Below are 13,198 nucleotides of genomic sequence, written 5' to 3' on the forward strand. Positions count from 1 at the left end.
CACAGTCCAAAGATCTTGAATCGTATCTCTGTGGCTGCAGGTGCTTGCAACCAGTGCTGTGGGTAGGCCGTCCCGCGATGGGCTCCAGCGGTGTCGGGGCTGCCCAATCTCGCCGACGCCGCCGGGTGAGGCCACCGCGGCGCGGTGAGATCTGGACCGGCGGGCATCGGGGGCCAGCCGGGCAGCGGCTGGNCCTTTNCTACCGGGCTTCTGCCGGGGCGCGTTCCACCGGCGGCCGATCAGGCCCCGGAACCGGTGCTGATCCGTTCCCGGTACCGGCTCGCCCGGTAGACGCCGAGGATGCGGTGGTCGGCGTAGAAGGACAGCTCCTCGAAGGCGCGGGCGACGGCCGGCTCCTCCGGGCTGCCCTCGATGTCGGCGAGGAACTGGGTGGCGACGAAGCCCCCGCCCACCATGTAGCTTTCCAGGCGGGTCATGTTGACCCCGTTCGTGGCAAAGCCGCCGAGGGCCTTGTAGAGCGCGGCGGGCCGATTGTNCACCTTGAAGAAGAACGTCGTGACGATCGGGCCGACACCGGCGGCCGCGCGCAGGTTCTCGCCGGACAGAATCAGGAACCGCGTCGTGTTGTGCTCCGCGTCCTCGAGATCGGCCTGGAGGATCTGCAGCCCGTACGCCTCGGCGGCGAGCCGGGAGGCGATCGCGGCCCTGGCCGGATCGCCGGCCTCGGCGATCTCCCGGGCGGCCCCGGNGGTGTCGGCGTGGGCGACCGCCGTCAGACCCAGCGTGCGCAGCGCCTCCCGGCACTGGGCCAGCGCCTGGGGATGGCTGTGCACCGTCTTCACCTCGTCGAGGGTCACCCCGGGCAGGCCGAGCAGCTGGTGACGGATCGGCAGGAAGTACTCGCCGATGATGTGCACCCCGGGGCGGGGGAGCAGATGGTGGATGTCGGCGACCCGACCCGCGGTGGAGTTCTCCACCGGGATCATCGCCAGGTCCACCTCACCCTCCTCCAGCGCGGAGAAGCACTCGTCGAAGGTCTGGTAAGGGACCGCGTCGTAGTCCGGATAGACGTCCCGGCAGGCGATGTGGGAGTTGGCTCCCCGCTCGCCCTGGAACGCGATCCTCTGTCGGGCGGTCATCCATGTCCTCGAATCCGCTGGATCGGGTACCGGCTGGGTCCGTGCCGGCTGGGTCCGTGCCGGTGTTGGTGCCGGTGTTGACTCCTCGACCGTACAGTCCCCGGGCGAGGAGTCCCCCCGCGCCCGAGGAGCGGGCTCAACCGCCGGCGGCGAGCGCGCGCGGCAGCGTCCGTGGCAGTGTCCGTGGCTCCGTCTCGGGCGGGAGCAGGCGGATGCCGGCGTGCAGCAGCACGACGCCGCGGCGGCCGACGAGCACCGGATCGAGCAGGATCTCGGCGATGGCCGGCAGTTCCTCCCCGAGCCGGGCGACGCGGTGCAGCAGGTCGGCCAGGGCGTCGGTGTCGGCGGCGGGCGCCCCGGAGCCGCCGAGCAGCAGCACACTGCCGCGGATCTCCTGGATGAGCTCGGCCGCGTCCCGGTCGGTCAGCGGCAGCGTGCGGGAGAGCGGGTCGACGAGCAGGTCCGCGACGACCCCGCCCAGGCGCAGTGAGAGCAGCGGACCGACGATGGGATCCTGCCGCAGCCGCACCACGGTCGACACCCCGGCCGGGGCCATCGGCTGCACGAGCATGTCGCCCGGCCCGACGGCGGCGCGGATGGCCTGCCAGGCCTGCGTGAGCCCGGCCGCATCGTCGACTCCGAGCTGGACGGCGCCGACGTCGAGCCGGCTGCGGAACCGTTCGTCGGCGATCTTCAGCGCCACCGGCCACCCGAACGCCTCCGCCGCGGCGAGGGCCTCGGCCTGGTCGCCGACCCGCCGGCTCGGCCAGGCGCGCAGGCCGACCCCGGCCAGCAGGGTCGCGACGGCGGCATCGGGCAGCCACGCCCCGTCCTTCGGGTAGCGCTCGGCCTCGGCGCGGGCGCGGTCCAGGTCGATGCCGGCCAGCACGGGGACGCTGCCCTGGTCCCGGGCCCGCCAGGCGGCATGGTCGGCCGCGCGGGACAGCGCGAGCGCGGCCGACTCCGGCGAGGCGTAGGACGGCACCGACCCCGGGCCCGGGGTACCCGAGCCGTCCCGGACAGCCAGTTGGGCGGGGATCCCATCCTGCCCGAGAAAGGAGGCGAGCAGCGGCAGGCCGCTCTCGACGGCCACCGCGCGCACCGAGCTCGCCAGCCGGTCGACCTGCGCGTGCGGGGTGACCAGGGTGATGATCGCGTCGACGTCCCCGGAGGTCGCGACCGCGCGCAGCGCGGCGTCGAACCGGTCCGGATCGGCCAGCGGCCCGAGATCGACGGGGTTCGTGGCGTACCGATGGCCGACCAGCGTGGCGAGGCCGGCGCAGGTTGAGGCGGACAGCGCCGGCACGTCGAGCCCGTAGGTACGGCAGGCGTCGGCGGCGAGCGCCGCGAGCGCGCTGGAGGTCCCGACGATGCCGACCCGCCGGCCGGCCGGCAGCGGTTGGCAGGCCAGCAGCTGGGTCGTGTCGAACAGCTGGCTCAACGTGTCGACGCGGATCACCCCGGCGCTGCTGAACAGGGCGCCGATGTCGCTGTGGGCGGCCTCCCGCCCGCTCTTGAGCGCCACGACCGGCTTGTGCCGGCTGAGCTCGCGGGCGATCCGGGCGAACCGGCGTGGGTTGCCCAGGCTCTGCAGATGCAGCATGACCACGCCGGTTCGTGGATCGGAGCGCCAGTACCGCAGCAGGTCGTTGCAGGAGACGTCCGAGCGGTCCCCGATCGAGACGAACGTGGAGATGCCCAGCGCGCGCCGGGAGGCGTCGGTGAGGAACGTGCCCGCGAGCGCCCCGGACTGGGTGAACAGGCCGACCCGGCCGGGCGGGGGGTCGCCGACCGCGAAGGTGGCGTGCAGCCGGACCGTCGGGACGGTGTTGATGACGCCCATCGCGTTCGGCCCGATCAGTCGCATGCCGCCGTCACGGGCGATCCGGATAACGTCCGCGAGCCGGGCCCGTCCCTCGTCACCCCCGTCGGCGAAGCCGGCCGCGACCACGATGACGCCGCGTACCCCCTTCTCCGCGCAGGCCCGCATGACCTCGGCGACCCGTGGCGCCGGCACCGCGACGACCACGAGGTCGATCTCGACTGGGACGTCGCGCAGGTCTCGGTAGGCGTAGACGGACGCCACATGGGTTGCCGCGGCGTTGACCGGATAGACAGAGCCGGTGAACTCGCTGGCGAGCAGCCGACGGAAGATCTCGTGACCGATCGAGCCCGGCTCGCGGCTCGCCCCCACCACGGCGACCGTGCGCGGGTGGAGTAGCCGGGCGATGCTGCGCGACTCCGCCAGGTTCTCCCGCAACGGATGCCTCCTCGCTGGTTCGTCGCTGGTTCCTCGCTGGTTCCTCGCTGGTTCCCGCTGGCGGCGGGGAAGACCGCGACGCCGGCGCGACGCCGTCCGGAAGCGAGGTTTACTCGTGTCGTCGCGGGTAGGTCCGGGTACGCCCGGACAGCATCAGGTAGTCAGCGAGGTGACCATCATGACCGATCCCGGGACGTCGCGCCTCCCCCGGGACGACGCGAAGCAGCAGCAACTCGACGCCGTCCGAGTCGGCGACGACGGCGCCCGCATGACCACCGACCAGGGGATCGGTGTCGAACACACCGACGACTCGCTCGCGGCGGGGGAACGCGGTCCGACGCTGCTGGAGGACTTCCACTTCCGGGAGAAGCTCACTCGGTTCGATCACGAGCGCATCCCCGAGCGGGTCGTCCACGCCCGTGGTGCCGGTGCCTACGGGTACTTCGAGGCGTACGAGTCGCTCGCCGACGTGACCCGGGCGCACTTCCTGGGCGAGGACGGCCGGCGTACCCCGGTGTTCGTACGGTTCTCGACCGTCGGCGGTTCCCGCGGTTCCGCGGACACGGTCCGGGACGTACGCGGATTTGCCGTAAAATTTTATACCGAGGAGGGTAACTTCGATCTCGTCGGTAACAACATGCCGGTGTTCTTCATTCAGGACGGCATCAAGTTCCCCGACTTCGTCCATGCGGTGAAGCCGGAGCCGCACAACGAGATCCCGCAGGCATCCTCCGCGCACAACACCCTGTGGGACTTCGTCAGTCTCGTCCCCGAGTCGATGCACATGATGATGTGGCTGATGTCGGACCGGGCGCTGCCGCGCAGCTACCGGATGATGCAGGGCTTCGGCGTGCACACCTTCCGGTTCGTCGATGCCGCCGGGCAGGGGACCTTCGTCAAGTTCCACTGGCGGCCGAAGCTCGGCACGCACTCCCTGGTCTGGGACGAGACACAGAAGATCGCGGGCAAGGACCCCGACTTCAACCGGCGGGACCTGTGGGAGTCGATCGAGAACGGTACGTTCCCGGAGTGGGAACTCGGCGTGCAGCTCGTGCCGGAATCCGACGAGCACGCGTTCGACTTCGATCTTCTCGACGCGACGAAGATCATCCCTGAGGAGCGGGTGCCGGTGCGGCCGGTGGGACGGCTGGTGCTCAACCGCAACCCCGGCAATTTCTTCGCCGAGACCGAGCAGGTGGCGTTCTGCGTACAGAACGTCGTCCCCGGCATCGACTTCACGAACGACCCGCTGCTGCAGGCCCGGCTGTTCTCCTACCTGGACACCCAGCTGATCCGGCTCGGCGGCCCGAACTTCGCCCAGCTGCCGGTCAACCGGCCGGTCGCGGCGGTGCACAACAACTCCCGCGACGGTTACGGGCAGCATCGCATCCAGCAGAGCCAGACGTCGTACTTCCCGAACTCGATCAGCGGCGGTTGCCCGGTGCTCTCCGATCCGGCGCACGGCGGGTACGTGCACTACGCCGAGCGGGTCGACGGGAACACGATCCGTAAGCGGAGCGAGAGCTTCAAGGACTTCTACAGCCAGGCCACCCTGTTCTGGAACAGCATGTCCTCCTGGGAGCGGCGGCACATCGTCGACGCGTTCAGCTTTGAGCTCGGCAAGGTCGACTACACCCAGATCAAGGAGCGTGTCCTGGGACATCTCGCCCAGGTGGACCACGAACTCGCGGCCGGGGTCGCCGAGAACCTCGGACTGCCGGTGCCACCGGAGAGCACCCCGAACCACGGACGATCCTCACCCGCGCTGAGTCAGGCCGACCAGCCCAGCGGGGTGGCCACCCGCAGGATCGCGGTGCTCGCGGCGGACGGCGTGGACGAGGTGGCATTGCGTTCGGCCACCGCCGCGCTGCGCGAACAGGGCGCGATCCTGGAGGTTCTCGCGCCGCACGGAGGCATGCTCGCCACGGTGTCCGGCGACGCGTTGCCGGTGGACCGAACGCTGGTGACCATGTCCTCGGTCCTCTACGACGCGGTGTTCGTCGCCCCGGGCGAGCGCGGTGTCACCGCACTGACACACAACGGCGAGGCCGTGCACTACGTCGGCGAGGCGTACAAGCACGCGAAGCCGATCGGCGCGGTCGGCGCGGGGGTGTCGCTGCTCGAGATCGCATCCTTGCCGGGCGCGCGGGTCGCCGACCAGGGTGACGCGGTGGTGTCCGACCGGGGTATCGTGACGGTCCGCGACCTTGCGGGGCCGTCCGTGCTCGGCGACTTCGGTTCCGCGTTCGCCACGGCCGTGGCCGCCCATCGGCACTNCGACCGCGCGCTGGAGGCCGTCGCCGCGTAGGGCCGGGTGCCGATGGTGCCGATGCGCCAGATCGTGACTGACGGTCAAGGCCTGTCAGGTCCTCGGGGAGGCCGGGTTCACGCGTGATCACGCCGCTCGCCGCCGGTGTCGTACCGGCGGCGAGCGGCGTGGACCTGGTGTGCCGAGACCGTGGCGAGTAGTTCCTGGTAGCCGGTTTCGGACCGGGTGAGATACGGGTCGGTAAAGCGTTCGGTGAGAAAGGTGCGCACGATCGAAGGCTGCGCGCGATGTGCCCCCGCCGATCACCCTGCCCCGCCGATCACCCTGCCCCGCCGATCACCCTGCCCCACCGATCACCCTGCCCCACCGATCACCCTGCCCCGCCGATCACCCGACGAGTGTCCCACCCGCACCCACCGCACCACACCATCCCGGTACGACGTAGGGCCTTATCCACATCCGCATCCCACTCCGCGTGCAGCCGGGATCGCTCAGGGAACGGCCTGGTGAACCATCTGCCAAGAGGCCGAGCAGCATCATCGGACCGCCGGGGAGGACGGACCGCCGGGGAGGTCAGTGCACGAGTGTCTTCATGGCGGCGGTGAGCGCGCTCAGGCCGGCTTTCGCGTCGTTGAAGAGCATTCCGGTCTTCGGGTCGGTGTACAGCTCGTTGTCGATGCCGGCGTAGCCGTGGCCCATGGAGCGTTTGATGACGATGACGCTCTTCGCCTGGTCGACGTCGAGGATCGGCATACCGGAGATCGNGTTGCCGGGACGGCGGGCCGCCGGGTTGGTCACGTCGTTGGCGCCGACGACCAGGGCGACATCGGCCTGCGCGAACTCGGGGTTGACCTCGGCCAGTTCCTTCATCTGCGGATAGGGGACGTGCGCCTCGGCCAGCAGCACGTTCATGTGGCCCGGCATTCTGCCGGCGACCGGGTGGATCGCGTAGCAGACGTCCACCCCGTGCTGCGTGAGCAGGTCGGCGAGCTCGACTACTTCATGCTGGGCCCGCGCCGCCGCAAGCCCGTAGCCGGGCACGATAATGACCTTCGACGCGTACGCCAGCTGCAGGGCCGCGTCGTCCGCCGCGACCGACCGCACTGGGGCCGAGGCCGCCGCGCCGGCGTTTCCGGTCGAGTCCGCGGTGCCGAAACCACCGACGATGATGGCCGGGATCGACCGGTTCATCGCCTCGGCCATCAGCACGGTGAGGATGGAGCCGGACGCCCCCACCAGCGCGCCCGCGATAACGAGAACGGTGCTGTCGAGCACGAAACCGGCCATCGCCACGGCCGTCCCGGTGAACGCGTTCAGCAGCGAGATCACCACCGGCATGTCCGCGCCGCCGATCGGCAGCACCATCGTCACGCCTAAGCCCAGCGCGGCGGCCGCGACGATCGACAGCGCGATCGTCCCACCGTGACCAGCGACGATCGCCGCCACGCCGGTCACGGCGACCGCGGCCAGCGCGGCGTTCAGTAGTCGGGCGCCGCGGAACAGCACCGGCGCGCCACTGATCAGGCCCTGCAGCTTGCCGGCGGCCACCAGCGAGCCGGAGAAGGTCACCGCGCCGATGACGACGTCGAGGCCGACGGTCACGGTGGTCTGACCGGAGGCCCCGGCCAGCCCGGCCGCGCCGCCCAACCGCGCCACCTCGGCGAACGCGACGAGCGCCGCCGCGCCGCCGCCGACCGCGTTGAACACGCTGACCAGCTGCGGCATCGCGGTCATCCGCACGGTCCGCGCCGCATACAGGCCCGCGCCGGATCCCAGGAGCACACCGGCGATCAGGACGATCAGGCCGGTAGCGGTGATGACGCCGTCCCGGGCCAGCAGCCCGACGGCGGTCCCGACGGCCGCCACCATCCCGGCCGCGGACAGCTGGTTGCCCCGGCGGGCGGTCGCGGGCGAGTTCATCAGGTGCAGGCCGAGGACGAAGCAGCTCGCCGCGGCCAGGAACAGCAGGCGGATCGCCGTGTCCGAGCCGCTCATGACCGCTCACTCCCCACTGCCGGCTGGTTCTGCCCTGCCGGCTGGTTCTGCCCTGCCGGCTGGTTCCGCCCTGCCGGCTGGTTCTGCCCTGCGAGCCGGCTTCGCTCCGCGGCCGGGCGCCGGTGGAACATCTCCAGCATCCGGTCCGTCACCACGTAGCCGCCCACCACGTTCATCGCGGCGAACGCGGCGGCGAAGAACACCAGGACGTAGCCCAGTGGGGTGTGCGCTGTCGCGGCGACCAGCATCGCGCCGACGACGACGATGCCGTGGATCGCGTTCGCGCCGGACATCAACGGTGTATGCAAGGTGGACGGCACCTTGCTGATGACCTCGAACCCGACCAGCAGGCTCAGGACGAGGACGGTCAGGTCGGTGACCAACGTCTCGGTCATGTCCTCACGCTCCAGACTGGCTTTCCGCGGAGCCGCCGGTCAGCAGGGCGGCGGTGGCGGGGTGGACGACCCGGCCGGCGTGGGTGATGACGACCCCGGCCTGAATCTCGTCGGCGGTGTCGATGGTGAGCGCGCCGTCGTGGACCAGATGGCCCAGCAACGCGGCAACGTTGCGGGCATAGGCGGCCGATGCCGCAGCCGGCATCAGGGCCGGCAGGTTGCCGGCGCCGATCACGGTGACGCCACCCGCGGTGACCACCGTCTCATCCGGCGCGGAGATCTCCACATTGCCCCCGAGGGGGCTCGCGGCGAGATCCACGACGACCGACCCGGGCCGCATCGTCTTGACCGCCTCCTCCGTCACCAGCAGCGGCGGCCGGCGGCCGGGAACCTGAGCGGTGGTGATGACGACGTCATGGCGGGCGACGGCGGCAGCCAGCGCCTCTTGCTGGCCCGCCAGTTCCTCGGCGGTCAACGCCCGGGCATAGCCACCCTGACCCGCTCCGCCGGCCACCCCGCCCAGGTCGGGCCCACCCAGGTCGAGGAAACTCGCACCGAGCGAGGTCACCTCGCCCCGCGCCTCCGGGCGGACGTCGTAACCGCGGACGACCGCGCCGAGCCGGTGGGCCGTGCCGATCGCGGCCAGCCCGGCCACGCCCGCGCCGAGCACCAGCACCTCGGCGGGCCGGGCCGTGCCGGCCGCCGTCATCAGCAGCGGGAAATAACGCGGGTAGGCGTCGGCGGCGACCAGCACCGCCTTGTACCCGGCCACATTCGCCTGGGAGGTCAGCGCGTCCATGGACTGGGCCCGACTCAGCGTCCGCGGCAGCCCGTCGAGGCTCACCGCGGTCACCCCCGCCTCGGCCAGCTGCGCCATCACCTGCGGCCGCGGCAACGGCGCCAGCAGCCCTACCAGGGTCTGCCCGCCGCGCAGCAACGCGCGCGTCCGCGGGTCCGGGAGGCTGACCGACACCACCACGTCTGCCCGCGCGAACAGGTCGAGCCGTGCGACGACGGTGGCGCCGGCCTCGGCATAGGCGCCGTCGGGAAACCATGCGCCACGTCCGGCTCCGGTCTCGACGAGCACGTCGAGACCGGAGCCGACCAATCGGCCCACGACCTGCGGAACCATGGCCACCCGACGCTCGCCGGGCGCGGTCTCCATGGCCACGCCCACGGTAAGCGGACTCATGGTCTTTCCCCCTTTCGGGATTCTCCTCGTGTTCCCTTCCCCGTTGGGGGGATGAGGACCGATGGCCGTGCGGGCAAGATCAAAGCAGACCAGGTCAGACCAGGTCAGACCGGGTCAGACCGGGTCAGACCAGATCAGACCGGATCAGATCGCGTTAGATCGCGTTAGATCGGGTCAAATTTGATCAGGCCGGACCGGTCGGAATGGGCCAGATCAGAACTCGAACACCAGCCGGGCCGGGACCCTGCTGTCCAGGACCTCGTCCATGCAGGCGTTGACGTCGTCCAACTTCCGGCCGGAAGCGATCACCCTGGTCCGGCCGGCCGCGTGCAGCCGGAACACCTCGGCCAGATCGTTGCGGGTGCCGACGATCGATCCCTTGACCGTGATCCCCTTCAGGACCGTGTCGAAGATCGGGATGGACATCGTGCCATCCGCCGGCAGGGCCACGCAGACCAGCCGGCCGCCGCGCCGCAGCGAGGCGAACGCCTGCTCGAACGAACGGGGCGACGCGGCGAGCGCGACCGCCACGTCGGCGCCGCCCAGCCGCTGGATGGCCTCGACCGGGTCGGCGGTCCGCGCGTTCACCACGTGGTCGGCGCCCAGTTCGGTGGCCAGCTCCAGCTTGGCCTNGGTGACGTCGNCCCCGACGGTNAANCCNCCCGCGATGCGGGCGTACTGCAACGCCAGGTGGCCCAGCCCGCCGATGCCGAACACGGCCACCGTCTCGGCCGGGGTCACCCCGGCTACCTTGATGGCCTTGTAGGTGGTCACGCCGGCGCAGGTCAGCGGCGCGGCGTCGAACGACGGCACGTCACCGGGCACCGGCACCGTGTAGTCCGCGTCGGCCACCGCGTACTCGGCGAACGCACCGTCGATCGAGTAGCCGCTGTTGCGCTGGCTTTCGCACAGCGTCTCCCAGCCGCCGACGCAGTAGCGGCAGCGTCCGCAGGCGTGACCGAGCCACGGGATCGCGACCCGGTCGCCGATCGCGCGCCCGGTCACCCCGGCGCCCACGGCCTTGACCACGCCGACGCCCTCGTGACCAGGGACGAACGGGGGAGTCGGCTTCACCGGCCAGTCACCGTGCGCCGCGTGGATGTCGGTGTGGCACAGACCGCTGGCCTNCATCCGTACCAGGATCTGGCCCGGCCCCGGCACCGGGACGTCCCGGTCCTCGATACGCAACGGTGCCCGGAAATCGGTGACAACTGCTGCCTTCATAACATCCTCCAGTCAGGGGAATCGTCGATGGGAAATGCCAAAGGACTCCGGAACCCTGGACTCCGGAACCCTGGACTCCGAGACCCTAGAACAGGCCGAGCGCGTTCTCGTCGTAGCTGACCAGCATGTTCTTGGTCTGGCTGTAGTGCTCCAGCATCATCCGGTGGTTTTCGCGGCCGATGCCGGACACCTTGTATCCGCCGAATGCCGCGCCCGCCGGATACTGGTGGTAGCAGTTGACCCAGACCCGGCCGGCCTTGATGCCCCGGCCCATCCGGAACTGGCGGGCACCGTCCCGCGTCCACACACCGGCACCGAGCCCGTAAGGCGTGTCGTTGGCGATGGCCAACGCCTCGGCCTCGTCCTTGAAGGTGGTGACAGCCAGCACCGGGCCGAAGATTTCCTCCTGGAAGACCCGCATCTTGTTGTGGCCCTTCAGCAGCGTCGGCTCGAAGAAGTAGCCGTTCGCGAACTCTCCGGCCAGCCGCGTCCGGTGCCCACCGGCCAGCAGTTCGGCGCCCTCAGCCAGGCCGATGTCCACGTAGGAGCCGATCTTTGACAGCTGCTGCGCGGAGACCTGCGGGCCCAGCATTGTCGCCGGGTCCAACGGGTTGCCCTGCTGGATCCGGCCGACCCGTTCCAGCGCCCGCGCCATGAACTCGTCGTAGATCGACTCCTGGATCAGCGCCCGGGACGGGCAGGTGCACACCTCGCCCTTGTTGAACGCATACAGCACCAGCCCCTCGACCGCCTTGTTCAGATAGGCGTCGTCGGCGGCCAGGACGTCCTCGAAGAAGATGTTCGGGGACTTTCCGCCCAGCTCCAGGGTGACCGGGATGATGTTCTGCGCCGCGTACTGCATCATCAGCCGGCCGGTCGTGGTCTCACCGGTGAACCCGATCTTCGCGATCTTCGGGCTGGTGGCCAGGGCTCTGCCGACCTCGGCGCCGGGCCCGTTGACGATGTTGATGATGCCGGGCGGGATGACGTCCTGAATCACCTCGGCGAGCTTGAGGATCGACCACGGCGTCGGTGACGCCGGCTTGATCACCGAGCAGTTACCCGCGGCCAGCGCGGGCGCCAGCTTCCACGCCGCCATCAGCAACGGGAAGTTGAAGGGGATGATCTGCCCGACCACCCCGAGCGGCTCGTGGAAGTGATAGGCGTAGGTCCTGCCGTCAATCTCGGAGATCGACCCCTCCAGGGTGCGCGCCGCCGCGGCGAAGTACCGGAAGTGGTCGGCGGCCAGCGGGATGTCGGCAGCCAGCGTCTCCCGCACCGGCTTGCCGTTCTCCCAGCTCTCCGTGACCGCGAGCATCTCCCGGTTGGCGTCGATCGCATCCGCCACCGCGGTCAGCACCTCGGCCCGCTCCGCCGGGGACGCGGCGGCCCAGGAGCCGGCGGCGGCGTGCGCCGCGTCCAGGGCGTCCTCGACATCCTCCGCCGCCGACCGCGGTATTTCACAGATCGGCTGCGCCGTGGCCGGGCTGAGGTTGGTCGAATACTTACCGGCCCGCGGCGGCAGCCACTTTCCACCGATGAAGTTCTCGTACCGGTCCGTAACATGGACGATACTGCCTGGCTTTCCAGGTGGGACGTACGTCATGACAGCCTCCCGATCTCCACAGGGCGGGCACACCTTCCGGCGTGCCCCGACCGGCACGTATGTTTCTCTGCCGAGGCCAAGCACCCCATATCGCGCCAGTCCTGAGACCATGTGCGGAAGGTCCCGACCCCCGATGCCGAACGGGCCGTTCCCGGACCAGTGCCGGGCAGCCTAAGTTGATCATGCTGTTGTGTTGGGTTTTCGGGGTGCGGCGCGGTGTGGCTCGATGACCGGCGACGGCAAAGAGGGAACTGCCCGCGCCAGGGCGGCGCGGGCAGGCCACGGGCCGAGGCCTCACCGGCAGGCCTCACCGGCAGGCCTCACCGGCAGGCCTCACCGGCAGACCTCACCGGCAGGCCTCAGGCGGCGAGGTCGATCACCACGCGCGACGGGTTCGACAGTTCGAGCACCCGAAAGCCGACCCGATCGTCAACCCCCAGGCCGAAATGGACGTATCCCTCGTAGTCGCCGGTCATCCGATACTGGACGAGCGCGGGAAGCCCGCCGCCGGCCCGCGGTGTGCGCAGCGTCGACCTACCGGTCTCATCGTGGGCCACGGCCGGGAACAACACCACCTCCAGGAACGCCTGCCCCCGCAGCGGGACCGCAACGCCCTCGCCCGGCGACAGCACCTCGGCCACGTAACGCACCTCGTAGCCAGGGAGCTGCCCTTGGAACTCGATCGTCAGCCGATCGAAAGCCATCCCGCCGGCGACGTTGTGCGCGCCGCGCACCGCGACGACCGTCGCGTTACCGTACAGCTGATGCTCGACGCGGCGCGGTTCGCTCGACCAGACCGGCTCCCGCGGCGTCGCGGTCGTGGAAGGCGACGTCACCACCGGTCCATCCGGCGAGCGGGAGGACACGGACGGAGAAGGCACCGGCGTGGTGCCGGACACCGATGGCTTCGGCGTGGTGACGTCGGTGGAGCCGCCGCCACCGGCACCGCCGCCACATCCCAGCGGCACGAGCAGCGCGCCCGCCAGCAGCGCCACCGCCCCGATCCATCGCCGGCCCGTTGTTGTCCGCACCTTCATGCAACTCACCTCGCAGCCCAGCTCACCTCGCCGCCCCGGGTGGCCGAAAGGGACCTTCGGTAGGGGGACGGTCAGGTTAACGTCCCCCGACCAGGTGAGCCGGAAGCACCACGGAGCACC

General features: G+C 70.5%; 10 protein-coding genes. 1 reads left to right on the plus strand and 9 read right to left on the minus strand.

Annotation, left to right across the window (positions count from 1 at the left end; all coding sequences use genetic code 11):
• Positions 1-239: 239 nt before the first annotated feature.
• Complete coding sequence (locus CED_RS14005; protein WP_035911309.1) at positions 240-1,100, minus strand: prephenate dehydratase; 861 nt, start codon at positions 1,098-1,100, stop codon at positions 240-242.
• 136 nt (positions 1,101-1,236) lie between these two features.
• Positions 1,237-3,360 carry an acetate--CoA ligase family protein gene (locus CED_RS14010; protein ID WP_035911312.1) on the minus strand — a complete coding sequence of 708 codons (2,124 nt, stop codon included), beginning with the start codon at positions 3,358-3,360 and terminating at the stop codon, positions 1,237-1,239.
• A 178-nt stretch (positions 3,361-3,538) separates the two neighbouring features.
• On the opposite strand from CED_RS14010, the gene CED_RS14015 reads away from it, so the two are divergent.
• Complete coding sequence (locus CED_RS14015) at positions 3,539-5,668, plus strand: catalase (RefSeq protein ID WP_035911349.1); 2,130 nt, start codon at positions 3,539-3,541, stop codon at positions 5,666-5,668.
• 77 nt (positions 5,669-5,745) lie between these two features.
• Here the strand turns inward: CED_RS14015 and CED_RS24355 are convergent, their stop codons facing one another.
• The 7 genes from CED_RS24355 to CED_RS14045 all read right to left on the minus strand — a co-directional run bounded on the left by CED_RS24355 (position 5,746) and on the right by CED_RS14045 (position 13,078).
• Positions 5,746-5,898 (minus strand): hypothetical protein, encoded by a 153-nt coding sequence (locus CED_RS24355; RefSeq protein WP_157493469.1) that lies wholly within the window; start codon positions 5,896-5,898, stop codon positions 5,746-5,748.
• A 304-nt stretch (positions 5,899-6,202) separates the two neighbouring features.
• Entirely contained in the window at positions 6,203-7,624 is a 1,422-nt protein-coding gene (locus tag CED_RS14020) for an NAD(P)(+) transhydrogenase (Re/Si-specific) subunit beta (protein ID WP_035911315.1), read from the minus strand.
• Positions 7,621-8,019, minus strand: a complete 399-nt coding sequence (locus tag CED_RS14025) for an NAD(P) transhydrogenase subunit alpha (RefSeq protein ID WP_035911317.1) — start codon at positions 8,017-8,019, stop codon at positions 7,621-7,623. Before CED_RS14025 ends, CED_RS14020 begins: the two co-directional genes overlap by 4 nt.
• A 4-nt stretch (positions 8,020-8,023) precedes the next feature.
• Positions 8,024-9,211 (minus strand): NAD(P) transhydrogenase subunit alpha, encoded by a 1,188-nt coding sequence (locus CED_RS14030; RefSeq protein ID WP_011437332.1) that lies wholly within the window; start codon positions 9,209-9,211, stop codon positions 8,024-8,026.
• Positions 9,212-9,424: 213 nt separating this feature from the next.
• The gene (locus tag CED_RS14035; protein WP_035911319.1) at positions 9,425-10,435 is read right to left on the minus strand and encodes a zinc-dependent alcohol dehydrogenase; all 1,011 of its coding nucleotides are present in this window, start codon (positions 10,433-10,435) and stop codon (positions 9,425-9,427) included.
• 85 nt (positions 10,436-10,520) lie between these two features.
• Entirely contained in the window at positions 10,521-12,041 is a 1,521-nt protein-coding gene (locus CED_RS14040) for an aldehyde dehydrogenase family protein (protein ID WP_023841477.1), read from the minus strand.
• 359 nt (positions 12,042-12,400) lie between these two features.
• The gene (locus CED_RS14045) at positions 12,401-13,078 is read right to left on the minus strand and encodes a hypothetical protein (protein ID WP_011437329.1); all 678 of its coding nucleotides are present in this window, start codon (positions 13,076-13,078) and stop codon (positions 12,401-12,403) included.
• Positions 13,079-13,198 lie beyond the last annotated feature (120 nt).

The organism is Frankia sp. CeD (genome assembly GCF_000732115.1).
GTDB lineage: Bacteria > Actinomycetota > Actinomycetes > Frankiales > Frankiaceae > Frankia > Frankia casuarinae.